The sequence below is a fragment of the Streptosporangium sp. NPDC005286 genome (assembly GCF_040607515.1).
GTDB lineage: Bacteria > Actinomycetota > Actinomycetes > Streptosporangiales > Streptosporangiaceae > Streptosporangium.
This window is the reverse complement of sequence record NZ_JBEXGU010000142.1, coordinates 1-24412: the sequence shown is the minus strand read 5'-3', so window position 1 is coordinate 24412 and position 24412 is coordinate 1. Positions and strand designations below refer to the sequence as shown.

General features: G+C 70.3%; 18 protein-coding genes. 10 read left to right on the top strand and 8 right to left on the bottom strand.

Features of this window, described 5'->3' with window-relative positions:
- Positions 1-173: 173 nt before the first annotated feature.
- Complete coding sequence (locus ABZU75_RS35460) at positions 174-938, top strand: ABC transporter permease (protein ID WP_355564109.1); 765 nt, start codon at positions 174-176, stop codon at positions 936-938.
- Positions 939-1134: 196 nt separating this feature from the next.
- On the opposite strand, the gene ABZU75_RS35455 is transcribed toward ABZU75_RS35460, so the two are convergent.
- On the bottom strand, positions 1135-2478 hold the full coding sequence (locus tag ABZU75_RS35455) for a DUF1254 domain-containing protein (RefSeq protein WP_355564106.1): 1344 nt from the start codon (positions 2476-2478) through the stop codon (positions 1135-1137).
- 792 nt (positions 2479-3270) lie between these two features.
- Here ABZU75_RS35455 and ABZU75_RS35450 point away from each other — a divergent pair.
- Positions 3271-4104, top strand: a complete 834-nt coding sequence (locus tag ABZU75_RS35450; protein ID WP_355564103.1) for a hypothetical protein — start codon at positions 3271-3273, stop codon at positions 4102-4104.
- A gap of 129 nt (positions 4105-4233) precedes the next feature.
- Here the strand turns inward: ABZU75_RS35450 and ABZU75_RS35445 are convergent, their stop codons facing one another.
- The gene (locus ABZU75_RS35445; protein ID WP_355564100.1) at positions 4234-6765 is read right to left on the bottom strand and encodes a M14 family zinc carboxypeptidase; all 2532 of its coding nucleotides are present in this window, start codon (positions 6763-6765) and stop codon (positions 4234-4236) included.
- A 131-nt stretch (positions 6766-6896) separates the two neighbouring features.
- Complete coding sequence (locus ABZU75_RS35440) at positions 6897-7658, bottom strand: SDR family oxidoreductase (RefSeq protein ID WP_355564097.1); 762 nt, start codon at positions 7656-7658, stop codon at positions 6897-6899.
- Between the two features lie 238 nt (positions 7659-7896).
- Here ABZU75_RS35440 and ABZU75_RS35435 point away from each other — a divergent pair, with 238 nt between their 5' ends.
- The 5 genes from ABZU75_RS35435 to ABZU75_RS35415 are packed head-to-tail and all read left to right on the top strand — an operon-like array spanning position 7897 to position 13653.
- Positions 7897-9747, top strand: coding sequence for an ABC transporter substrate-binding protein (locus ABZU75_RS35435; protein ID WP_355564094.1), 1851 nt, complete (start codon positions 7897-7899; stop codon positions 9745-9747).
- Positions 9748-9753: 6 nt separating this feature from the next.
- On the top strand, positions 9754-10788 hold the full coding sequence (locus ABZU75_RS35430) for an ABC transporter permease (RefSeq protein ID WP_355564091.1): 1035 nt from the start codon (positions 9754-9756) through the stop codon (positions 10786-10788).
- Positions 10785-11666, top strand: a complete 882-nt coding sequence (locus ABZU75_RS35425) for an ABC transporter permease (RefSeq protein WP_355564088.1) — start codon at positions 10785-10787, stop codon at positions 11664-11666. Before ABZU75_RS35430 ends, ABZU75_RS35425 begins: the two co-directional genes overlap by 4 nt.
- Entirely contained in the window at positions 11663-12643 is a 981-nt protein-coding gene (locus ABZU75_RS35420; protein ID WP_355564085.1) for an ABC transporter ATP-binding protein, read from the top strand. Before ABZU75_RS35425 ends, ABZU75_RS35420 begins: the two co-directional genes overlap by 4 nt.
- Complete coding sequence (locus ABZU75_RS35415) at positions 12640-13653, top strand: ABC transporter ATP-binding protein (RefSeq protein ID WP_355564082.1); 1014 nt, start codon at positions 12640-12642, stop codon at positions 13651-13653. The genes ABZU75_RS35420 and ABZU75_RS35415 overlap by 4 nt, the downstream gene beginning before the upstream one ends.
- 149 nt (positions 13654-13802) lie before the next feature.
- On the opposite strand, the gene ABZU75_RS35410 is transcribed toward ABZU75_RS35415, so the two are convergent.
- Complete coding sequence (locus ABZU75_RS35410) at positions 13803-15101, bottom strand: DUF2252 domain-containing protein (RefSeq protein ID WP_350952342.1); 1299 nt, start codon at positions 15099-15101, stop codon at positions 13803-13805.
- Between the two features lie 142 nt (positions 15102-15243).
- On the opposite strand from ABZU75_RS35410, the gene ABZU75_RS35405 reads away from it, so the two are divergent.
- Positions 15244-16017 (top strand): SDR family oxidoreductase, encoded by a 774-nt coding sequence (locus ABZU75_RS35405; protein WP_355564079.1) that lies wholly within the window; start codon positions 15244-15246, stop codon positions 16015-16017.
- Positions 16018-16099: 82 nt separating this feature from the next.
- Here ABZU75_RS35405 and ABZU75_RS35400 read toward each other — a convergent pair whose 3' ends face one another.
- Entirely contained in the window at positions 16100-16783 is a 684-nt protein-coding gene (locus tag ABZU75_RS35400) for a TioE family transcriptional regulator (protein WP_355564076.1), read from the bottom strand.
- Positions 16784-16874: 91 nt separating this feature from the next.
- Between ABZU75_RS35400 and ABZU75_RS35395 the strand changes: the two genes are divergently transcribed.
- Positions 16875-18041, top strand: a complete 1167-nt coding sequence (locus tag ABZU75_RS35395) for an erythromycin esterase family protein (protein WP_355564073.1) — start codon at positions 16875-16877, stop codon at positions 18039-18041.
- 329 nt (positions 18042-18370) lie between these two features.
- Positions 18371-20920 (top strand): glycosyl hydrolase family 18 protein, encoded by a 2550-nt coding sequence (locus tag ABZU75_RS35390; RefSeq protein WP_355564070.1) that lies wholly within the window; start codon positions 18371-18373, stop codon positions 20918-20920.
- Positions 20921-20957: 37 nt separating this feature from the next.
- On the opposite strand, the gene ABZU75_RS35385 is transcribed toward ABZU75_RS35390, so the two are convergent.
- The 3 genes from ABZU75_RS35385 to ABZU75_RS35375 form a co-directional block, all read right to left on the bottom strand.
- Complete coding sequence (locus ABZU75_RS35385) at positions 20958-21143, bottom strand: hypothetical protein (protein WP_355564067.1); 186 nt, start codon at positions 21141-21143, stop codon at positions 20958-20960.
- A gap of 36 nt (positions 21144-21179) precedes the next feature.
- Complete coding sequence (locus tag ABZU75_RS35380) at positions 21180-22382, bottom strand: FAD-dependent monooxygenase (RefSeq protein ID WP_355564064.1); 1203 nt, start codon at positions 22380-22382, stop codon at positions 21180-21182.
- 122 nt (positions 22383-22504) lie between these two features.
- On the bottom strand, positions 22505-24412 hold a 1908-nt coding region (locus ABZU75_RS35375), incomplete at its 5' end, for a tetratricopeptide repeat protein (RefSeq protein WP_355564061.1).

Here is a 24412-nt window from a genome sequence, read left to right as displayed (position 1 = left end):
GACGGCGACGCGGTCGCCGTCGAAGGCCGCGGTGACCTGCTCCAGGCCGTCAGCGTCGCGCTCGTACGCGCCGGCGTCGTGGCGACCGAGACGCGCAGCGAACAGGCCGGCCTGGACGACGCCTTCGTCGCCCTGACCGGGCACCGGCTCGACACCAAGGAGGAGACGATCCGATGACGGACATCACCGTCCACCGCCCCGGCCCACGCGCCTGGGCCGGACTGCTGGTCTGCGAGCTCAAGATGGTCGCCCGCGACACCGCCGGGCTGATCGTGCCGATCGGCCTGCCGATGCTCATCCTGGTGATGAGCGCCTCGTCCGCAGGCCGGGAGACGATCGCGCACGGCCGCACGGCCCTCGACGTCCATGTGCTGCCGCTGGTGTTCACGATGGTCGTGGCCACGACCGGCATCGTCAACATGCCGAGCTTCCTGGCTTACTACCGTCGCAGCGGCATCCTGCGACGCCTCGGGGTGACGCCCGCCTCGCCCACGTTGGTCCTCGTCGCCCAGGCGGCCGCCGGTGTGCTGCAGATCGCCGTCGGCATCGCGGCCGCCTGGATCCTGGCCATCCTGGCGTTCGGCGCCAACCCCCCGGTGCACGTCGGCGCGGCGCTCGGTGTGCTGGCGCTGACAGTGGCCGCCATGTACGCCGTGGGCCTGATCGTCGCCGCACTGTCGCCCACCCCGAACTCCTCCGTGGCGATCGGCCTGAGCGTCTTCTTCGTCCTGGGCGCCGCCGGCGGCCTGTTCGGCGGGCGCGACAGCCTCCCGGACGCGATCGCGACGATCGGGCAGTGGCTGCCGTTCGGCGCTGGGACCCAAGCCCTGTCGGCTGCCTGGATCGGCGCGCCCGTCGAGGCCGCCCACCTGATCGGCCTCGCCGTCAGCCTCGTGTTCGGCAGCGTCGTCGCGGCCGTGTTCTTCCGCTGGGAGTAGGCGGAGAAACGCCTTTTTCACCTGAGAAGGAGCACGCCGGGTTCGGCGGACGGGCCGGGGAAACGGGCTGATCACAAGGTCAGCGCCGCGCCCCGGCCCGCCCGGCAAGCGGCAAGGTCGCCGGTGCCCGGTGCAGGTGGTTTACCGTCCCGGCTGTCCGCGCCGGACGTCACCTGCCTGCGAGCACCGTCCCACCTCAGCTTTCGGCGGTCAGCCGAGGAGGCTTCCAGCCGGCGATGGTGTTCTTATCGGGTGCGTACAGGCGCATGGTCAGCGTGAACGGGGCGTTGCCGACGGGCAGCCAGTTACTCGCCGGAATGTCAGCGCCGGGATCGTCGGGCTGAATGGCGATATCGGCGGACCCGTCGGTGTTGGTGGTGATGAGGTCCTGGTGGCCGACGGCGTACTTCTTGGCGTCGTTGGGGATGAAGTAGCCGTCGGTGTCGTAAGCGGTGATCGACCAGAAGGCATCGACCGGAGGGAGCTCGCCGGGCTCGAAATGCAGCCGGAAGCGGGTGGCGGTGGTGGAGCTGTCCGCGCTGGCCGTGCTGGGGTAGAGGGAATCCTCTGGCAGGTTGGCGCCCAGTCCATACAGCGCGGTGGAGGCGCGCAGATCGTAGTTGGTGTCGTAGGTGCCGAGGTTGGGAGACGACAACCAGCCGTTGAGGTCCTCAACCTCGGGGTTGGTGTAGGTCCTGACGCGGGTCTCGCCGTCCTTCTTGGCCTGCTCCAGCAGATCGCTGTTCAGGTCATCGACGGTGCCCCCGGGCACGATCCCGATGGAGGCCAGGCGCTCCATCATGCCCGAATCCTCAGGCGAGGTCGGGTTGGGGACCATCAGGGCACACAGCTGGTTGTAGAACGTCACCGCCTTCATGGCCTCCACCTGGGCGGGAGGCGGGGTTTTCAGGTCGATGTCGGGATCGAAGGTGCCTGGGGGCGGGACGTAGCCGCCGGATGAGGACCAGGCACTGAGCGGGATCAGCCGCATGTCGTCCTGCAGCGCGTGTACGTGCTCCAGTTCATCTGCGTCGTCGAGGGCCATCAGTTCGGTGCGGCCCACGATCCAGACGGTGTTGGTCGGCATCGACAGCGGTGTGGTGTCGGCCGGGACGTCGCCGTTCCAGTCGGGGCCGTACAGCAGGAAGGCGGCGGGGGTGGCGGTGGTGGTCTGGCCGGGGTTGTGCAGGGTGTTGGACCAGGCGTCCATGATCTGCATCAGCCAGTACCGCGAACGCTCCGTCTCGTTGTCCGGCTCCTTGGTTTGCATGTCAGGCAGGGACAGCACGATCGGCTCGGCGGTCAGGTCGAGCCAGGAGAAGGAGTAGAGGGTGTCCTGGTTGGTGCGCACCACTGTGCGGTCTGCCGGGTCGGGCAGGTCGCGGGCGTGGATGAACTGGTTGATTGGGGCGTGTTCGTCCTCGTTGTTGGGATCCATGTTGGTATCGATGGCCTTGGTGATGTCCATCAAGACCAGCGGATAACCGAAGACGTAGGCGTCGGTGGCAATCTCAAGAAACTGGTCGTCAGGCAGGGGCATGCCGAGCTGTCCTTTCCGTCCGGCTCCGCCCTCTGGCCGTCAAGGCCCGCATCACCTTCGGCCCGGCAGCACTCCGCTGGCAGGGCGCATGTCTTCCAGGGCGGAGCAGAAGCGAATGATCGTAGATCGCCTGTTGCCTCGATCTTTTATCGTCACCGCACCGGCGGCCATGGCCTTGGCGTGACCAGATGTGGCCGTCCTTACCGGGGGCGGCCGGAGTACGGGAGAAAAGACACCGCGGTCGGGTTTTCCCTCTGGTCGGCGGCATCCTCATCGTCCCTACAAGGGGTCGCGAACAACGGTTTGTTTTCACAGTCGGGGCAGGTCGCACGGGATGCCTCGCGCCGTCGCACCCGTACGGTGATCGACCCTGCGCTGTGTCGGCGAGACACGCGTCAGCTACGGTGACCAGCCCTGAGCGGTCTCGTCGCGAGAGCTTCAGCGTCGGAGAGTCCACTGGGCGGCCGGAGAGTGAGCGGCTACGGTTCGCGCGCGGTGCGGCGGGGTGGAAGGCGCGGAGGTGGGTGGGTGCTCCGGTCGGCGTATGAAAGCCCACAACCACCGCGCCCGAGCAGGCCGGAGGCCTGAACCACCGGGGAGCGAGTGAGACGGCCGGCCGGAGCACCCACCCACCGGAGCGCGCACGCCCGATCCCCCACGACGGCGCGGGAACACCCGGTCAAGTGACAGCGGGCTAGGGAACGCGACACCGCAGGTGCCGCCCCAAGTCGAACAGATGACTTTAGGTAAGGTGCCTTATGTCTAATTGGTGATGACATAAAGGGATACCTCATGGGCGTTTCTGCGGCGTACGTGACCTTCGCGGACCCGGACAAGCTCGACGACGAGAAGGAGCTCGCCGTCGCGGCCTGGGCCGAGGTGGGAATCACCGGTCACATCGTGCGCTGGGACGATCCCAGCGTCGACTGGGCCGCGTTCGACGCCGTCGTGGTCCGTACCCCCTGGGACTACGTGACGAGGCGGACGGAGTTCCTCGACTGGGCCCGTCACGTCGAGTCCGTCACCCGGCTGCTCAACCCGGCCGCCGTGCTGGAACGCAACACCGACAAGGTCTATCTAAAAGACCTGAAGGCTCCGATCATCCCCACCTCGTGGGTCGCGCCGGGCGAGGCCGCGAACCTTCCGGTCCTCGACGAGTACGTGGTCAAGCCGTCGATCTCGGCCGGAGCCCGCGACACGATCAGGACCGCGGACCGCGAACAGGCCGAGGAGCACGCCGCCAAGCTGGCCGCCAACGGCCGGACCGCGATGATCCAGCCGTACCTGGACATGGTCGAGGGCGAGGGGGAGACCTCGATGCTCTACTTCGGCGGCAGGTTCAGCCACGCCGTCCGGCGCAGCCCGATGCTGACCGAGAGCGCCACCAAGCCGGGACAGGGCGACGGCCACGGGGAGTTCCGCACTCCCGACCCCGACCAGTTCGCCCTGGCCGAGCAGGTGCTCGGCGAGTTTCCCGAACTGCTCTACGCCCGGGTGGACCTGGTCCGGCTGGCCGACGGCAGCCCGGCCCTCATCGAGATCGAGCTCACCGAGCCCTACCTGTTCCTGCACTACGCGCCCGGCGCCGCCGCCAACCTGGCGACCGCCCTGGCCAAGGCGATCTGACGGCTCGCAAAGAACAAAGAACAAGCCTGCGGAAAACAAGCCCGCAGAGAACAGGTCTACGGAGAGCAGGCCCACAAAGATGCACCGGAAACGGCGCGCGCCCCGCGAAGGGACGCGCGCCGTACCGGATTACTGCGGCAGTACCACCGCGAGCGGAGAGACTCCCGCCGCACGCAGCGCGTCGGGGACCTTCCGCGCCCAGGGGTGCTCGTGCGTGTCGAGACCCTCGGGGTTGGCCACGACGAACCGGACCGCGCCGCCGGAAGCGGCCTGCTCGGTCCAGGTGGCACCGAAGCCGTTCAGCGCCGCGGCGGCCTTGTCACGGTCGGAGGCGGGAACCGTGACCCGGATCGGCGACTCGTGCTCCGGGATGGCCGCGGCGGCCCGCGAGGCGTCCGGGGCCGGGGCGAGCGCCCGCGCCCGCGCCGAGGCGGACGGCAGGTCGGCGGTGATCGCGTTGGCGACGATCTTCGCCGTGCCGTCGCTGAAGGCACGGAAGTTCGGCTCGGCGGCGAACAGCACCGCGTGGCCGCCTCCCACCGGCTCGTCGACCACCGCCGCCGTTCCGGCGAGTTCCTCGGCGCCCAGCGCGAAACCGGACAGGAACCAGTCGGGCGAGTCGGCGGCCGGGTAGGAGGTCACCACGTGCGAGGGGTTCGAGGCCCGCATGACCAGGTCGTACGCGTAGAACTGCATGACGCTCGACCCGACGTCCTTGCTCAGCGGCCCCTGGGCCACGTTCGTCCGGAGGAGCGAGCCGGGGATGTCCGAGGTCGGGTCGGTCAGCGTCACGCTGGAGACACCGGCCAGGGCGGCCAGCCGGGCGCCGCCCGCCCAGCCGACATAGCGCCCGCCGCCGCCGACCCAGTCGCGCAGCGCCGCGCGCCCGGCCTCGCCGAGGGCGTTGTTCGCCGAGTTGGACGAGCCGTCCGGCACGAGCAGCACGTCCAGCCCGCCCAGCTTGCCCGCGGCGACATCGGCCGGCGTGAGCACCTGGTAGGACAGCTTCCAGTCGCGGTCCAGGCGGTGGCGGAGCCAGCCGGAGGACTCGGCCGCGTTCTGCGCGGTGCCACCGGACAGCTGCAGGACTCCGATCTTGCGGGAGGTGGTGACCTTGACCGAGGGGGCGTCCACCGCCCGCACCGGCGTCGCGACGGGCAGCAGCACCTGGCCCGAGGAGCCGCCGGAGACGTTGCCGAGCAGCGGCAGGCTCCACGCGGTCACGTCGTAGAAGTAGGGGAACGGGGTGTAGGTGTCCTCGTTCAGCATGGCCTGGACCCAGTGCTTCTGCGCCTGGGCCAGCGGGATCCAGTAGGTGCCCTTGGGCAGGGTGGTCTTCGCCTCAGGCCTGCCGTACGCCTTGAAGTCCTTGACCGTCAGCGGCGTGGCCAGCTTGTACACCTGGACGTCCATCCGCTGGAGCCGCCGCACGACGAGGTCGGTCTCCGCCTTCTTGGCCGGGTCGTCGGCGCGCAGGAAGTAGTGGCGCACCTTCCGGTCGGGCACCTGGGTGATGACCTCGTGGCCCGGGTTGTAGACCTGGTTCGGCTCCAGGTGGCCGTTGATCCCCTGCTTGAGGGCGTCGGCGTACATGCCGTGCCAGGTGGTGAGGATCTCGGTCTTCTTGGCAGCCGCCGCCGAGAGCGAGACCCACTGGGTGAGCCACTGCTCGAAGGTCCGGGTGGCGATCGGGGAGGCGTTGCCCTTCTCGAAGGTCATGCCCGCCGCGTTGAACCCGCCTGCCGGGACCGTGTCGCCGTAGCCCATGTAGAACAGGTCGTAGACGCTGCGGTTGAAGAACGGGATCCCGCGCTTGGTGAACTCGCCGATCATCGCGGCGCCGTAGGTGTTGTTGATCCAGTCGACCGTCGGCTCGGCGATGTCGTGGTAGATCGGGTCGGCGTTCGGCGGGAAGAAGAACTCGGTGCCGCCCATCTCGTGGGCGTCGATGAAGAGCTGCGGCGGATACTTCCGCATCAGTTCGATCTTGCCGTCGGTCTCCGGCTGGGTCCGCGCGAACCAGTCGCGGTTCATGTCGAAGGCGTAGGCGTTCCGCCTGGTGTCGGCCTCGCGGCCGTCGGGGTTCTGCGTCGGCAGGATCACCGTGACGGCGTTGTCCAGGATTCGCCTGGCCGCGCAGTCGTCCCGCCCGGCCAGGTCGTAGAGGGTCTTCAGCGCCGCGTCGGTGCCGCTCTCCTCGCCGCCGTGCACGTTTCCGGCGACCCACAGGATCGCGGGCGTGTTCCTGGCGAGGACCTTCGCCGCGGGGGCGGGGGTGAGGGGGTTGCGCAGCAGCTTGATGGAGTTCTCGATCGCGCGCAGGTTCCGGATGTTCTTCGGGGTGCCGACGATCGCGTACTTCAGTGGACGTCCCTGGGCGGTGGTGGCCAGGGTGCCGGAGACGACCCGGTCGCTGGCCGCGTCGATCGCGGTCAGCAGCGTGTCGGACTCGGCCGAGGTGACCTCCCGCTCGCCAAGGTCGAAGCCGAGGACACTCTTCGGCGTTGGCACCTTGCCGTGGTAGACGGCGGGAGTCTGGGTGGCGTCACAGGTGGTCACGGGTGGTGCGGCCGGAGTGGGGTCCGCCTGGGCGGCACCGGCTGGGAGGGCGATGGCGACGGCCAGAACGGCCGGTGCCACCACCTTGAAGCGCTTCAGCATGAAGTAAAGCTGTCATCTGTGAGAAATGACAGCAAGAGGTAAAATTTTACACTTGCGTTACGAATGGTGCTTTTGGGGCAAAGTGTGATTGAAGGACCGGATGATCCGGTCGTGGGGGGAGAGTCCGGGAGCTACGCGTGGCCGGAGATGCCGCCGTCCACCGGGATCACGGTCCCGGTGAGGTAGGCGCCGGCGCGTGAGGACAGGAAGATCGCGGTGCCCGCCATGTCGTCGGGGCGGCCGATCCTGCCCAGCGGGACGTGGGAGGCGACCGCCGCGCGCATCCTCTCGTCCTGGAGCGCGAAGGCCATCATCTTCGACTCGAACGGCCCGGGGGCGATCGCGTTGACCGTGATCGACTCCTTGGCGAGCCGCTGGGACAGGTGCCGGGTGAGCATGTGCACCGCCGCCTTGGCCGCGGAGTAGGCGTAGTTCTCCATCGAGGGCACCCGGATACCGTCCACCGAGCCGATGTTGATCACCCTGGCCGGGGACTCGGGGCTCGCGGCGGCGCGGAGCAGCGGCAGGAACCGCTGGGTCAGGTAGAACACGCCCTTGACGTTGATCCCCCAGAGCTTGTCGAACGCCTGCTCGGGGTATTCCTCCAGCGGCGCGCCCCAGGTCGCCCCGGCATTGTTGACCAGCACGTCCAGCCGGGACTCCCGCTCCGCGACCGCCTCGAACAGGGTGGAGACCCCGTCCTCGGTGGATAGGTCGGCCGGGATGGCCGTGCATCCCAGCTCCGCGGCGGTTTTCTCGACCTCGGCCGCCTTGCGGGAGGAGATGTAGACCGTGGCTCCCGCGTCGACGAACCCGGCCGCGATCATCCGGCCGATTCCCCTGGAGCCGCCGGTGACGACGACGATCTTGCCTTCCACCGAGAACAGAGTCATGTTCTGTAGCATGCCGCACCCCGACCGCCCCGTCCATACCGGACGGTCGGTCCAGCACCCTGCGGTAACCCCCGGGTACACATAAGCCCCTTTGTGTCTATTCGTGCCGAAGGGAGTGAAAAATAATGTCGGCAAATAAAACGAGAGTGAAACAATCTTCCACCGCTCGTTGACACGCGCCGTTTGTATGGTGTGCCTTCGTTGTCAATAAGTCACCGATCCGAAGGTGGGGCACACCATGGTCAGAACGGGGACGCGCCTGGCGGCGCTGAGCCTGGCGCTGTCGATGGCGACACTTCTCGTGGCGCACGCATCACCCTCTGCCGCCCAGACCTCCCAGGGGACGGCCGTGCGGGCACCCCAGACCGAGAAGAGGGTCGTCCGGCTGGGCGCGACGCAGAGCATGGACTCGATGAACCCGTTCCTGGCGGTCCGGGTGGTCTCCACGTCGATCCACCGCTGGATGTACGGCTTCCTTACGGTGCCCGATTCCAAGACCCTGAAGCCCGGCCCCGACCTCGCCGAGTCGTGGGAGACCTCACCGGACAAGCTGACCTGGACCTTCACCATGCGTGCCGGGGCCACCTGGTCGGATGGCAAGCCCGTCACCGCCCAGGACGCCGCGTGGACCTTCAACAAGATCATGACGGATGACGGGGCCAAGACGGCCAACGGCCCCGCCGTCGAGAACTTCGACACCGTGACCGCGTCCGACGACCGGACCCTGGTCATCAAGACCAAGAAGCCCCAGGCCTCGATGCTGGAGCTGCCGATCCCGATCATGCCCAAGCATGTCTGGGAGAGCGTCCCCGACATCGGCACCTACGAGAACGAGACCTACCCCGCCGTCGGCAGCGGGCCCTACATCGCCGTCGAGCACAAGAAGAACGGCTATGTGAAGCTCAAGGCCAACCCGTCGTACTGGCGCGGCGCCCCCGGCATCGACGAGCTGCACGTCATCTTCTACGAGAACCCCGAGGCGGCGATCGCCGGTCTGAAGAAGGGCGACATCGACTGGATCGGCCGCCTGCAGGGCCCGCAGTTCGAGGCACTCGCGGGCGATGCGAACATCACGCAGTGGAACACCCAGGGCCGCAGGGCCAGCTACCTGCAGTTCAACCCGGGCGCCGCGACGGCCCGCGGCGAGCCGATCGGCGACGGGCACCCCGCGCTGAAGGACGTCAGGGTGCGCCAGGCCATCCATCACGCGATCGACAAGAAGGCCCTCGTCGAGCAGGCGCAGAACGGTCTCGCCGTACCGGCGGACGGTTCGATCATCCCGCCGATGTACCAGGAGTTCTTCTGGAAGGCCGAGGGCGACAAAGCCGTCACCTTCGATCTGGCGGAGGCCAACCGCATCCTCGACGAGGCCGGCTACGCCAAGGGCGCGGACGGCGTTCGCACCATGCCCGACGGCGGACGCAAGCTGGAGATGCGCTTCAGCATCCACACCGACGAGCCCGTCGAGGACAAGATCGCCCAGTTCCTCACCGGCTGGCTGAAGGACATCGGCATCCAGCTCACCACCCGCAGGCTCGACTCCAACAAGTTCACCGAGGAGACGGGCAGCACGGCGCTCTACGACATCGCGATCAGCGGCTGGTCGGTCAACCCGGATCCGGAGGAGATCTTGGCCACCCACCTGTGCAGTCGCAGGCCCACCGCGAGCGGGCAGGGCGGCGGCACCGAGTCGTTCTTCTGTGACAAGGAGTTCGAGAGGCTCTACCAGGCGCAGCTGGCCGAACTCGATCGAGCCGCCCGGGTCGAGCTGATCAAGCAGATGCAGGAGCGGCTCTACACCGAGGCCCCCGTCGTCGCGATCTACTATCCCAACAACCTGGAGGGCTACCGCAAGGACCGGATCGCCTCCATCACCCCGATCCCCGAGGACAAGGGCATCCTGTACGGCGGGAGCAGCTACTGGCCGGTCTACTCGCTGCGTGCGGTGGAGCGCGCCGCCGCCCCGGCCGGGAGCGGTTCGGGAAGCGGCACCGCGGTGGCCGTCGCGGTGGTCGTCGTGGTGGTTCTCGGCGCCGGGGGCTTCTTCCTCCTGCGGCGCCGCCGCACCGCCGCCGACGACCGCGAGTAGCGGCCGATGCTCACATCGCCGCAACAGGCGAGGGGCGACACCGAGGAGGGCGGTGCCCGCCGGGCCGTGGCGCGCTACGCGCTGGTCAAGCTCGGCGGGGCACTGCTCAGCATCGGACTGGTGATCGTCGCCACGTTCTTCCTGTTCCGTCTGATCCCCGGCGACCCCACCATCGCCTACACCCGCGACGTGCCGGTGACCCCGGAACAGCTCGCCCTGCTCAGACGGCAGATGGGCCTGGATCGGCCGCTGGGCGCGCAGTTCCTGGACTTCGTGGGCCGGACCCTGCGGCTGGACCTGGGCACCTCGTACGAGTACCGCAGACCGGTCGCCGAGCTCATCGGCGACCGGGTGGGGCCGACGTTGCTGCTGGTGGGCACCGGGCTGGCCGTCGCGGTCGGCCTGGGCATGTGGCAGGGCACCAGGGCCGCCTGGCACCACGGCGGCCGCTTCGACCGCCTCTCCACCGGGACCGCGCTGACCCTGTGGTCGGTGCCGACCTTCTGGCTGGGACTGCTGCTGCTCATGGTCCTCGCCGCAGGGATCGGCCCGGTACCGGGCCTGTTCCCCACCCGGGGCATGGAGGACGTCGACGCCCCCGACGGGCCGCTCTACCTGCTGCACGTCGCCCACCACCTGGTGCTGCCCTGCCTCACCCTGGTCGCCGTCGTCTACGCGCAGTACCTGCTGGTCATGCGCTCCTCGCTGCTCGACGAGATCGGCCAGGACTACGTGACCACCGCCCGCGCCAAGGGCCTGCGCGACGACGACGTCCGGCGCCGCCACGCGGTGCCGAACGCGCTGCTGCCGACGGTGACCCTGGTCTTCATGCAGATCGGGTTCGTGGTCGGCGGCGCGGTCTCGGTGGAGTTCGTCTACTCCTGGCCCGGTCTCGGGCTGCTGTTCGTCGAGGCGATCAGGGGACCCGACTACGCCGTCATGCAGGGCACCTTCATGCTCGTCTGCGTCGCGGTGATCGTCATGAACACGCTGGCCGACGTGGTCTACCACGTCCTGGACCCGAGGGTGAGGTCGGCTTGAGCACGATCGCCCGCACCCGCCGCCGCGCCGCTCTGACGCGGTTCTGCCGCCGGTACGCCAGGCAGCGAGCCGGGCTGTACGGGGCGGCGATCCTGCTGGTCGCCGTCCTGGCGGCCCTGCTCACGCCGCTGCTCACCGACCCGTCGGGGATGGACGTGACGAAGGCGACGGGCACCAGGATGGCACCGCCGAGCATGGACTTCCCGCTCGGCACCGACGAGTCCGGCCGCTCGGTTCTGCTCATGCTGTTGTGGGGCGCGCGGGTCTCGCTGCTCATCGGGTTCATGTCGGCGCTGCTCAGCATGGTGATCGGCACGGTGTTCGGCATCGCGGCCGGGCACTTCCGGGGCTGGGTCGCCGCCGTGCTGATGCGCGTCACCGACTGGTTCCTGGTGCTGCCCGCGCTGGTCCTGGCCATGGTGCTCGCGGCCATCCTCGGCGGTGGCCCGTCCACGATCATCCTGGCGATCGGGGTGACCTCCTGGGCGTCCACGGCGAGGCTGATCCGGGCGCAGACGCTGGCGGTCGAGGCCAGGCCGTACATCGAGCGGTCCAGGGCGCTGGGCGCCGGGCACTGGCACGTCATGACCCGGCACGTGCTGCCGAACGTCGCCCCGCTGGTCCTGGCCAACACCACGCTCATGGTGGCCAGCGCCATCGTCACCGAGTCCACCCTCGCCTTCCTCGGCGCGGGCTCCGGCCAGGTCTCGTGGGGCAGCATGCTGCGCGGCTCCTACGACTGGGGCGCGGCCACCTCGGGAGCCTGGTGGTACGTGCTGTCGCCCGGCCTGTGCATCGTGGCGGTGGTCCTGGCGTTCACCCTCTGCGGGCGCGCTCTGGAGACCGTACTCAACCCGCGGCTGAGAGGAGCCTCGTGACCCTGCTCGAACTGCGCGACCTGGCGGTGACCTACCGGGGCGCGGCCGGGGACGTGCCCGCCGTGCGGGGCGTCTCGCTCGGCCTGGAGGCCGGTGAGGCTCTCGGCGTGGCGGGGGAGTCGGGGTCGGGCAAGTCGACGCTGGCCATGTCCCTGCTGCGGCTGCTGCCCAGGAACGCGCTGGTGTCCGGGGAGATCCTGCTGGACGGCGAGGACGTCCTGGCGATGAGCTGGGGGCGGTTGCGCGCGGTCCGGTGGGCCTCGGCCTCGCTGATCTTCCAGGGTGCCCAGCACGCACTGAACCCGGTGCGCCGGATCGGCGACCAGATCGCCGAGCCGCTGCGGGTGCACGGCATGGCGACCGGGGCCGAGGCGCGGCGCAGGGTGTCGGAGCTGCTGGAGCAGGTCGGCCTGCCGGCCTGGCGGGCGCGCGGCTACCCGCACGAGCTGTCCGGTGGCCAGCGCCAGCGGGTGATGATCGCCATGGCGCTGGCCTGCTCACCCCGCCTGATCATCGCCGACGAGCCGACCACCGCGCTGGACGTGATGATCCAGGCGCAGGTGCTCTCGCTGATCCGCTCGCTCATCGCCGAGCACGGGATCGGCCTCGTCATGATCTCCCACGACCTGTCGGTCCTGGCGTCGACGTGCGACCGGCTGGCGGTCATGTACGCGGGCCGGGTGGTCGAGTCCGGCCCCTCGCGTGAGGTCTTCAACGGCGGGCGGCACCCCTACAGCAGGGCGCTGGCCGAGGCGTTCCCCACCGTCGGGGACCCCGCCTCCAGGATGGCGCCCAGGGGACTGGGCGGTGACCCGCCCGACCCCGCGCACCTGCCCGCGGGGTGCTCCTTCCACCCTCGCTGCCCGGTCTCGCTCGTCTCGTGCGCGTCGGAGCCGGTCGAGTTGCGGGCCGCGGGCGACGGCACCGGAGCGCCGCACACCGCCGCGTGCGTCCACGTCAGTGAGGAGAGCCGATGACCCTGCTCGAAGCGCGGGAGGTGCGGGTGGAGTTCGCCTCGCGCGGGCGCCGCGCCCGCGCGGTGGACGGGGTGAACCTCGCCGTGGGCGAGGGGGAGATCGTCGCGCTGGTCGGCGAGTCCGGCTGCGGCAAGACGACGCTGGCCAGGACCCTGCTCGGCCTGGAGCGGCCCACCTCGGGGTCGGTCCGCTACGGCGGTGTCCCGCTGGCCTACTCATCGCGCGCCCTGCGGGCCCACCGCCGCGAGGTGCAGCTCGTGCTCCAGGACCCCACCGGATCGCTCAACCCCCGGCACACCGTCTACGAGGCGGTGGCCGAGGGGCCGCGCATCCATCGCCTGCCCGGCGAGGGCGACCTGGTCGCCTCCGCCCTGTCGAGGGCCGGGCTGCGTCCTCCCGAACGGTTCTTCGACCGCTACCCGCACGAGCTGTCCGGTGGCCAGCGCCAGCGCGTCGTCATCGCCGGAGCCCTCGCGCTGGAGCCCAGGGTGCTGGTCGCCGACGAGCCGGTGGCCTCGCTGGACGCGTCGGTACGCGGCGAGATCCTCGCCCTGCTGCTCCGCCTCCGCGCCGAGCTGGGCCTGTCGGCCCTGGTCGTCACCCACGACCTCGGGCTGGCCTGGAACATCGCCGACCGGGTCGCGGTGATGTATCTCGGCAGGATCGTCGAGTCGGGGCCGGTGGAGCGGATCCTCACCTCGCCCTCGCACCCGTACACCCAGGCACTGCTGTCGGTCCTGCCGGAGTCGCGGTCGCCCGTGGTGCTGGGCGGCGAGCCGCCGGACCCCACCCGGATCCCGGCCGGCTGCCGCTTCCACCCGCGCTGCCAGGTGCTGGCCTTGGGCGCGGCGGCCGAGGCGGGGGTCGAAGGGCTGTGCGCGTCCGGGGAACTGCCGGTCCTGCCGTCCTCGGCCGGGGCCCAGGTCGCCTGCCACCACGCCGAGGCCCGCTCCGCCCGGCGCGAGGCGGAGTCGGAAACGGAGGCGGAAACGGAGGCGGAGCGGCGGTGAGATGAGGCGACCGGCTCCGGGCGCGGTCCTTCCCGAAGGACGTTCACGGAGAACGGTTCCGGAGCCCGGCTTCCGAGACCGATCACAGGGGCCGATCACAGGGGCCGATCTCGGGGGCCGATCTCGGGGGCCGGGCCGGCAAGCCGGACTCAGAGGCCGGGGAGGAGGCCGTTCCTGAACAGGTCGACGAAGAGCCCGTGGTCGGCCCTGGCCCGTGCCCCGTAGGCGTGCGCGAAGTCGACCAGGGTGCGGGTGAAGCCCTCGGTGTCGCCGTCGATCACGGCCACGATCGCGTCCTCGGTGGAGAAGTCGACCAGGTCGTGGCTGGACTCGTCGTCGGCCACCGAGTGCATCCTGGCCACCGCCCGGCCCAGGTCGCGAATCACCGAGGCGAGCTCGTCCGGCTCGTTGACGTCGCCCCAGTCCAGGTCGGCGGTGTAGGGGGAGACCTCGGCGACCATCTGGCCGACGCCGTTCAGCGTGGTGTAGCCGAGCCACGGGTCGGCGTACGCCTGCAGGGCCCGCTGCGATTCGGCGGTGCGGTGGCCCTGGTGCTTGAAGTAGCCGTGCACCTTCTCGTCTGTCACGTACCGCGCCACGGCCGGGACCTGGGCCTGCTTCATGTAGAGGATGACGTCGTTCTCCAGGGCCTGGGTGTGGCCCTCGAGCAGCATGTTGTACGAGGGCAGCCCGGCCGAGCCGATCCCGATGCCGGTGCGGAGCGCGAAATCCTTGATCTTGTGCTCGACCGCCGAGACGGTGGGAAGGGTCGTCAGGTAGTCCTGGAAGGCCGCCTCCACCAGCTGCCGGGTCTCCTCGTCGACCGGGTAGCGGCCGTCCATGACGGCGAACCTGCGGTCGAAGTTCTCGACGGTGGTCTCCAGCTCCAGCAGCGCCACCCGGGTGTTCAGCCGGGCGTGCTGCAGCACCCGGTGCAGCACGCCGGTGGTGGTCTCCAGGGTCAGCGAGCCGATCGCGTCGTCCCCACCCTCGGAGATGCCGGTCAGCTCGGCGAGGTAGGCGCCGGCGAACTCGGTCACCAGGGCGGTGATGACGTCGTCGGACAGCGCCTTGGCGTACCCGATGAGCGCGATGCTGGCCGAGAACCGCCGCAGGTCCCAGATGTACGGTCCGACGTAGGCCTCGTCGAAGTCGTTGACGTTGAAGACCAGCACGCCGGAGGCGTTCATGTAGGTACCGAAGTTCTCGGCGTGCAGGTCGCCGTGGATCCAGACCCGCCTCGTCTGGTCGTCCAGGAAGGCGTCGTCGGCGAACTCGCCGGTCATGTCCGCGTAGAACAGGCAGGCGCTGCCCCGGTAGAAGGCGAACGGCGAGGCGGCCATCTTCCGGAACTTGCGCCGGAAGGCGGCGGGATCGCGCTTCATGGAGTCGCCGAACTCGGTGATCAGGACGTCGAGAATGTGCGCCGAGCGCCCATCGATGGTCATGGTCCGCACGCTAGGGCGTACGACCGAAACTCCGCCAGTTCTCCGAGATTACAGATCTGGAACGCACCAATGGCCGGGCACGGCTCGCGCGGCGTGGCGGGCGTCGACAGCCGCACCGCGCGATCATAGATTCGACGATGAGATGAGGTCCACAAGGGGAGTGGAGGTCGACATGGCGGTGCTGGAGGGCAAGGCGGCGGTGGTCACCGGGGGGTCGCGGGGCATCGGCCGGGCGATCGTGGAGCGCCTCGCCCGCGACGGGGCGGACGTGCTCTTCAGCTACGCGAGCGACGCCGGCGCCGCGGCCGAGGTCGAGCGGACGGTCAAGGAGGCGGGCGGGAGTGCCCGCGCCGTCCAGGCCGACCTGGCGGAGCCGGGCGCCGCCGAGCGGCTGATGGAGACCGCGGAGGAGTTTCTCGGCGGCCTCGACATCCTGGTCAACAACGCCGCGCTGAGCTTCACTCCGACCCCCGTCGCGGAGACCGGCGAGGAACTGTACGACCGCGTCATGGCGGTCAACGCCAGAGCCGTCTTCCTGACCATCCGATACGCCGCCAGGCACATGCGCGACGGCGGGCGCATCGTCAACATCTCCACGCTCAACACCGTCCGCCCGGCACCCGGCATCGCCCCCTACGCGGCGAGCAAGGGCGCGCTCGAACAGCTGACCGCCGTCACGGCCCGCGAGCTCGGCGGCCGGGGCATCACCGTCAACACGGTCTCGCCCGGTGCCACGGACACCGATCTGCTGCGCGGCACCAACCCCGCGGCGGCCCTGGCCCAGGTCGCGGGCATGACCTCGCTCGGCCGCCTCGGCGAGCCCTCGGACATCGCCGACGTCGTGGCCTTCCTGGCGGGCCCCGACGGCCGCTGGCTCACCGGCCAGAACCTCCACGCCAACGGCGGCCTCGGCTGAGAATGTAGGCGAGCGTCTCCCGGTTGCGACCGCTGTCAGCGGCCCGGCCTTCCTGTGCCGTTGCGCTGCGCCGTGTTCGGCCTCAGGGTCCGCGGGCGCAGAGGTACGCGTCCAGGTCGGCGGCGCCCTTGAGCATGGCGCGGCCCCGGGCGGACAGGCGGGCCTGCCAGTCGCGCAGGGTCGACTCCAGCGGGGCGACGCCTCCGGCGGAGCGGACCTGAGCGATCAGCGGGGCGATCTGCTCCAGCAGGTAGCCGCCCCGCCTGAGCTGGTGGGTCAGCCGGACGTCCCGTACGTCGGCCGCGCTGTAGATCCGGTAGCCCGTCTGCGGATCGCGGCGCGGCCGGACCAGCCCGGCGTTCTCCCATTTGCGCAGGGTGGCAGGGCGGATGCCGAGCCTCCCGGCCAGCGGGCCGATGAACGTGTCGCCGCGCTCCTGCGGCACGGGCGCCAGATCGCGGAGCGCGGCTTCGACGGCTTGGAGGGTGCGGCGGTCGTCGAGGAGTTGGCCGTGGCTCTCGTCGATGAGCCGCAGCGCGTCCTCGGTGGCACCCCGGTTGACCGCCTGCATGATCGACGTGGCCGTCTGGTGACCGTGCCCGGGCATGAGGGCGAGGAACGCGCGCAGGGCTTGCGCGTGCAGCGGCGTATAGGTGCGATAGCCGTGGACGGTGCGTTCGGCGGCGGGCAGGATGCCGGCCTCCTCGTAGTTCCTGATCGCCTGGGTGGACAGGCCGTGCTCGCGCGCCAGGTCCACTGGCCTCATGGATGCACCACCGATTGAAGGTTCGTCGCGATGAGAGCGGGGATTTTCACGGAAAAGTTTACACCGTAGGTTCAAAGATATCGTTGAAGGTATGGATATCAAGGACACGGCCCGGCCGCTCGACGGCACGGGCGTCTCGGCGTTCCTCCGGTCGCTTCCCGCCAAGCCCCTGCTGCTCGGCCTGGGCGAGGCCAGGCACTTCGTGGGGGAGCTGGGTGAGTTGCGCAACGAGATCTTCCGGCATCTGGTCGAGCACGAGGGCTACCGGTCGTTCGCCATCGAGAGCGACTGTCTCATGGGCCTCGTGGTCGACGACCACATCACGACGGGCGCGGGCACGCTCGATGACGTCATGGAACGCGGCTTCAGCCACGGCTTCGGCGCGTCACCGGCCAACCGCGAGCTCGTGCGCTGGATGCGCGCGTACAACGAGGAGCATGATGAAAAGCTCCGGTTCTACGGCTTCGACGGCCCTCTGGAGTATTGGGCGGCGAGCCCGCGCCAGGCGCTCACCGCCCTCCACGCCCTCCTCGACGGCCCGCTGCCCTGCACCATGGAAACCCTCGACGCGCTGCTGGGCCCGGACGACCGGTGGACGAACGAGGCCACGGTCATGGACCCGTCCCAGTCGATCGGCCAGTCCGCCGACGCCCAGCGGCTGCGCCTGATCGCCGACGACCTGGTGGCGCTGCTCGACACGCAGGCGCCGCGGCTGAGCGCGGAGGACAGGGAGCGGGCGGCGCTGTACGGGCGCACCGCCGTCGGCCTGCTCCGCTACCACCACTGGATGGCCGACACGTCCCCGGCCCGGATAGCCAGGCTGTCGGGCCTGCGGGACGCGATGATGGCCGCCAACCTGCGTGCCGTCGCCGAGCACGGCCCGGCCCTGGTCTTCACCCACAACCTCCACCTGCAGCGGAACAAGAGCTTCATGTCGCTCGGTGACCAGCAGTTGGAGTGGTGGAGTGCGGGGGCGATCACCGAAGCGTACCTGGGCGACCGGTACGCCTTCCTGGCCTCGGCCTTCGGCACGGTCGGCGACGACACCCCGCCCCCGGACACCGTCGAGGGCATCCTGTCCACGCTCCCGTGGGACCACTCTCTCGTCGACGCCCGCCGCCTGGCCGAGGCCGTCACGAAGCCCGCCCCGCGCATCTCCCACGATTTCGCCTATTTCCCGCTGGACCCGGCCCAGCTCGACATGATCGACGGCATCGTCTTCCTCAAGCAGGCTGTCAGGCTGAAAAAGCTGGGTTGACACGCACGCGCATCAATCACACCATCCATGCCCGCCCCCTCACCGAAGGCGGTGCCCGGGATCGCCAGGCGATCGCCGCCGTGCGGGCTGGTCGCCGGCCTGCTTTGACGGTAACCGGCTGCGCCGACAAACCGAGGGCTTCCCATGTCGGCGGCCTGTCCTGACCGGCCTTCCGTTCCCGGGCGGTCAGGCGGGCGGCCGTACGGTTCGAGCCGGGCGGGAGGCGTTGTTTTGGGCCTTGTAGGCATCCGGCGCCGGGGTTACGATCCGCGTAATTATTAGGAAACTTTCCTAAATGGAAAGGCATTTACGTGCGCCGATTAGCCTCCATGCTGCTGGTTCTCGCCATGGCAGCCACTCTCGCCGCTCTCTCGTCCCCCGCCTCGGCCGCCGCCCGGCTCACCGCGGTCTTCACCCTCACCGGCACCCAGGGCAAGTTCGTGGTGAGCAACCCCGGCACCACTCCGGTCACCGGCTGGTCGATCACCTTCGACCTGCCCGCGGGCATCACGGTCAGCGGTGCCCAGAACGCCACCACCACGCAGAACGGGACGCGGGTCAAGCTGACCCCCGCCTTCTACATCAACACGGTACGGGCGAACGGCAACACCGAGCCGTACAGCCCCACCTTCACGCTCAGCGCGGCGGCCCAGCCGGTGAGCTGCACGATCAACGGCGCCAACTGCGACGGCAGCGGCGACCCGCCGCCCCCGGACGCGCCCGTCACCGCGACCTACTCGGGGAGCGGCACCCAGGGCAGATTCGTGGTCGCCAACAACACCGACACCGCGCTCAACGGCTGGTCGATCACCTTCGACCTGCCCGCCGGGGTCACCGCGAGCGCCGCGCAGAACGGGTCGCTGAGCCAGAGCGGGCGCCAGGTCACGCTGAGCCCGGCCCACTACAACACGACCGTGGCGGCACGCGGTACCACCGAGCCGTACAGCCCCGCGTTCACGCTCAGCAGCGCGTCCGCCGAGCCGGAGAACTGCAGGATCAACGACGTCAGGTGCGACGGCGCCGCCGACACGCCGCCCGGCGCGCCCGGCAACCTGCGTTCGCCGGTCAAGACCACCAGAACCGTCTCGCTGGCCTGGGACGCCGCGACCCCGGGCAGCCTGCCGATCTCCGGCTACCAGGTCTACCGGGGCGCCGACCTCGCCGCGACGGTCACCGGGACGAGCACCACCGTCACCGGCCTGACCTCGAACACCGAGTACACGTTCACCGTGAAGACCAGGGACCGGAAGGGAACCCTCTCCCCGGCGAGCGCCGCGCTGAAGGTGACCACCAACAACGCCGGTGACGACACCCAGCCGCCGACCGTGCCCGCGAACCTGCGCGTCACCGGCAAGAGCTCCTCCAGCGTCTCGCTCACCTGGGACGCCTCGACGGACAACAAGGGCATCGCCGGGTACGAGGTCTACACCGGCGCCACCCTGGCCACGACGGTGACCGGCACCTCCGCCACGGTGAGCGGGCTGTCGCCGTCCACCGAGTACACGTTCACCGTGAAGGCCCGCGACCTGTACGACAACACGTCGGCGGCGAGCACCGCGCTGAAGGTGAGCACCGACGACATCATCGGCAGCGGATACGCCAGGATCGGCTACTTCGTCCAGTGGGGCATCTACGGCCGCCAGTACTTCGTGCGCAACCTCGACACCACCGGTGCCGCCGCGAAGCTGACCCACCTCAACTACGCCTTCGGCAACATCGACCCGGTGAACCTGACGTGCCTGCAGGGTGTCACCAAGGGCACCACCGCGAACCCGCAGGACCCGAACCAGGGCGACGGCTCCGGCGACGCGGACGCCGACTACGGCAGGCCGATGAGCGCGGCGCAGTCGGTGGACGGTGTCGCCGACACCGGCTGGGAGAAGCTGCGCGGCAACTACAACCAGCTCCGCAAGCTCAAGGCGAAGTATCCGAACCTCAAGGTGCTGATCTCGCTCGGCGGCTGGACGTACTCGAAGTACTTCTCCGACGTGGCGGCCACCGACGCGGCGCGCAAGAAGTTCGTGAGCTCCTGCATCGACACGTACATCAAGGGGAACCTGCCGGTCTACAACGGCGCGGGCGGCCCCGGCAGCGCCGCCGGGATCTTCGACGGCATCGACCTGGACTGGGAGTGGCCGGGCTCGGAGGGGCACGCGGGCAACCACATCGGCCCGAACGACAAGGCGAACAACACGCTGCTGATCGCCGAGTTCCGCAGGCAGCTCGACGCGCTGACCCAGGAGACCGGCAGGCGCTACCAGCTCACCGCCTTCACCCCCGCCGACCCGGCGAAGATCGCCGCCGGCTGGGACCTGCCCGAGGTCGCCAGGTCCCTGGACATCTTCAACGTCCAGGGCTACGACTTCCACGGCGCGGGCAGCGACAACTCCTGGGAGCCCAACCGGGCCGGACACCAGGGCAACCTGTACGCCGACGCCGAGGACCCGTACCCGTTCCACTTCAGCGTCGAGGACTCGGTCGGCGTCTATCTCCAGGCGGGGGTGAACCCGCGCAAGATCACCATCGGTCTCGCGTACTACGGGCGGGGCTGGCAGGGTGTCGCCGACGGCGGGAGGTTCGGCGAGTGGCAGACGGCCACCGGCGCGGCGCCGGGGCAGTTCCCGGACGAGGCGGGCACCCGCGGATACGCCAACCTGCTGGCCTCCGTGCCGGGATGCGCGGTGAGACACGACGAGCAGTCGGTGGCGACCTACTGCTACACCGGCAACGGCGGTCAGTGGTGGACCTTCGACGACGTCTGGTCGATCGGGAAGAAGACCGCGTGGCTCCGGAGCAAGGGCCTGCTCGGCGCGATGGTCTGGGAGATGTCCGGTGACCCCGGCACCCTGACCACCGCCCTGGACGCGGGTCTGCGGTAACCGTTCCGCCCGGCTCGCCGGGACGTTGCCCCCCGGTTCACCGCGGGGCGGCGTCCCGGCCCATCACCCCCGCCAGGCGGAGGGCGCCCCTGGTAGCGCTCGGGCATGCCGGGGCGAGAAAGGGGAACTCGTGGACGGCGTCGATCGCGTACAGGTCGGCGGACCTGTCGGGCATCGCGCGGTGGAGGCGGGTGACGACGGCCGAGAGAGACGTTCCGGGCACGGGGGCGGCTCCGTTCGTACCGAAGGCGGCGGGAGGTCAGCGCTCGTAGTCCTTCAGGGTGATGGCGTTCGCCGTCTTCCTGATGCCCTTGGCGATCAGCCCCTTCCACGGCACGTAGGGCAGCAGCTTGTAGTTCTGGTTGACGATCCAGGCCTTGAGACGGCTCTCGGGAACCATCCAGTCGCCCACTCCGTCCGCCGACTTCTGGCAGCCCTTCGCGTACTCGCGCATGGCCTCCTCGTAGCGGGCGAAGCCCACCCGGTGGTCGCCGCCCGCCGCCGCCAGTTCCCCGGCGAGGACGTAGGCGCCGATCATGGCCAGTCCGGTGCCCATGCCCGACAGCGGAGAGGCGCAGCAGGCGGCGTCCCCGAGCAGCACCGAGCGGCCCTGGGACCAGCGGTCCAGGTGGACCTGGCTGATCGAGTCGAAGTAGAAGTCCCGGGCGTCCCGCATCGCGTCCAGCAGCCGGGGCGTCTCCCAGCCGATGCCGGCGAACGCCTCGGCGAGGATCCTCTGCTGCTGCTCGACGTCGCGGCGGTCATAGCTCAGCGATGGGGAGCCGAAGTAGAACATGGCCTTGGCCTCGGTGTTCTTCCGGGCGCTGTACACGGACACGAGCCTGCCGGGAGTGTTGTAGAGCTGCCCGGTGTGGTCGAGGCCGAGGTGGTTGGCGGTGGTGAAGATCGCGCAGTACAGGCCCATCCCCTTCACGAACCGCGACTCCGGCCCGAACGCGAGCGCCCGGACGTTGGAGTGCAGCCCGTCGGCCCCCACGACCAGGTCGAACCGGCGTGGCGCACTCCGCTCGAAGGTGACCTGGACGCCCTTCGCGTCCTCGGTGATGGAGGTGATGGAGTCGTCGAAGACGTACTCGACGTCCTTTCCGGTCCGCTCGTACAGGATGCGCGCCAGGTCGCCGCGGAGGATCTCCAGGTCGCCGCTGAAGACGTCGGCGGGCATGCTGGAGATCTTCTTGCCCGCCTCGTTGACGTACGTCATCGCGCCCATGTTCGTCCGTTCCCGCCGGATGTCGGCCAGGATCCCCATCCGGTCGAGCACGGTGAGGTGCGCCTCGCCGCGAAAGTCGACCGCGTAGCCGCCGTCGCGGACGCCGGGTGCCGACTCCACGACCGTGGGGGTGAAGCCGTGACGGTGCAGCCAGTAGGCCAGCGCCGGACCGGCGACGCCGGCCCCGGAGATCAGGATGTTCTTGTTCTTCGGACGCGGTGTGGTGTTCATGCCGCGAGCCTGTCCGAGGGCGCTCACCGGAGGCTCACCGGAAGCTCACCGGCCGCGAGTGGGTCGGCGGGCCGCACGCCCTCGGGGACAGGGAGCCCAGCCCTGAGCCGGCCGCGAGCGGGTCAGCCGGGCCGGAGCATCCCGCGGTCGGTGACGCCGTTGATCGGTGACGTCCGGATGACGGCCTCGGGGATACCGGCCAGGCGGAGCGCGTCTGCCGTGGGCAACAGGGTGCCCGCGCGATGGGCGGCCTCGTACGCTGCCTCGCCCAGCACGGCCCGCGCCGTGGCGGCCGTGCGGGAGACGCCGGGGTCGTCGGCGACGGCGACTCCCCGAAGGGAGACCGCCGCGCCGAGCAGCATGGCGGCGGCCCGGGCGTCGCCCTCCAGCAGGGCGATCCGGGCCAGGGCCTCGACCGGGCGGGCGCTCTCGGTGATCGCCCCCGCTCCCACCGCGACCTCGACGGCCCGCCGGTACAGGGCTCCGGCCTCGGCGAGGTCCCCGGCGACCTCGGCGATCATGCCGAGCCCGAAGAGCGCACCGGTACGGCCTCCCGCGCTCTTCACCCAGTGGGTCTCAAAGCGTTCGAGCGCCTGCTCGTACAGTCCGCGTGCTCCGGCCAGGTCGCCCTCCAGCCGTGCGATGTCGCCGAGGCCGCGCAGCGCCGCGGCCAGGTAGGTGGGGCTGCCCGCACGGCGGGCGATCTCGGCGGCCCGCTCGTAGTCGGCGCGCGCCCGCGCGAGGCCGTCGCCGGTCGGGTCCCGCTCCGCCCGCGCGGCGTGGACGCGGTAGTCGCCCCGGTTGCAGAGCAGGTCGGGAACGTCCTCGATGGCCCCGAGCCGCTCGGTGAGGGCGAGGGCCTCGTCGGTCAGGGCGATCGCCTTTCCCTCCTCGCCGCGCAGCGCCGCCAGACCGGCCAGCGCGTCCAGCGCCAGCGATGTTCCCCACCGGTCGCCCAGGGCCCGGAAGGCGTCCGCGGCCGAGGCGAACTCCTGCTCGGCCCGGGCCGGGTCCCCGCTCGAAAGCCGCGGGTATCCCAAGAGCAGATGGACGACGGCGTGCTCCCAGGGGTCGGGCCCCGCCTGCCCGCGAGCGATCACCGAGAGCGCGACGCTCGGGTCCTCCGCGCCGGCGGTGATCATCGGCCAGAGGAAGGTGATGACCGGATGGCGGTGCGGTCGCTCCCGGGCGACGACGATCGCCTCGGCCGTCGCCCGGTGGCGCTCCCACGCCTCCCGCCCACCGTCGCCGGCCGCCGCCGTCAGCGCGCAGAGCACGTACTCGTCCCCGAGCTCGGGGGGCGGGCCGTCACCGATCTCCTCCAGCAGCGTGACCGCCTGCGCCGTCGCCGAGACACGCATGCCGCGCATCCAGAAATACGACGACAGGGAGGCGAGCAGCCCGAGGCCGAGCTCGACCTCCCCGGCCTCGACGGCCCGGCGCAGCGCCGCCTGGAGGTTGTCGTGCTCGGCGACGAGGATCTCCAGCCACCGGAGCTGCTCGGCGCGCCGCAGGTGTGGATCCGCGGTCCGGGCCAGCTCCAGGAAGTGGTCCGCGTGCGCGCGCCGCAGGGCCTCCGACTCCCCGGCCACCTCCAGCTGCTCGGCGCAGTAGGCGTGGATCGTGTCGAGCATCCGGTAGCGCCCGCCGCCGACCTCCACCAGGGACTTGTCGGCCAGGGAGTCCAGCACGTCCTCGGCGTCGGGCACCCCGCAGACGCGCGCCGCGGCCGGTGCGGTCGCACCGCCCGCGAAGACCGTCAGGCGCCTGGCCATCACCTGCTCGTCTCCGGACAGCAGGTCCCAGCTCCACGCCACGACCGCGCGCAGCGTCCGGTGCCTGGCCTCGGCCCCGCGGCTACCCCGGGACAGCAGGCGGAACCGGTCGTCCAGGCGGTCGGCGAGCTCGGGGAGCTCGTACGTGCGCGCCCTGGCCGCGGCGAGCTCGATGGCGAGCGGCAGCCCGTCGAGCTCGCGGCAGATCCGCCGCACGGCCTCGGTCCCGGGCGCCGGCCGGACGGGGGCGGGGCG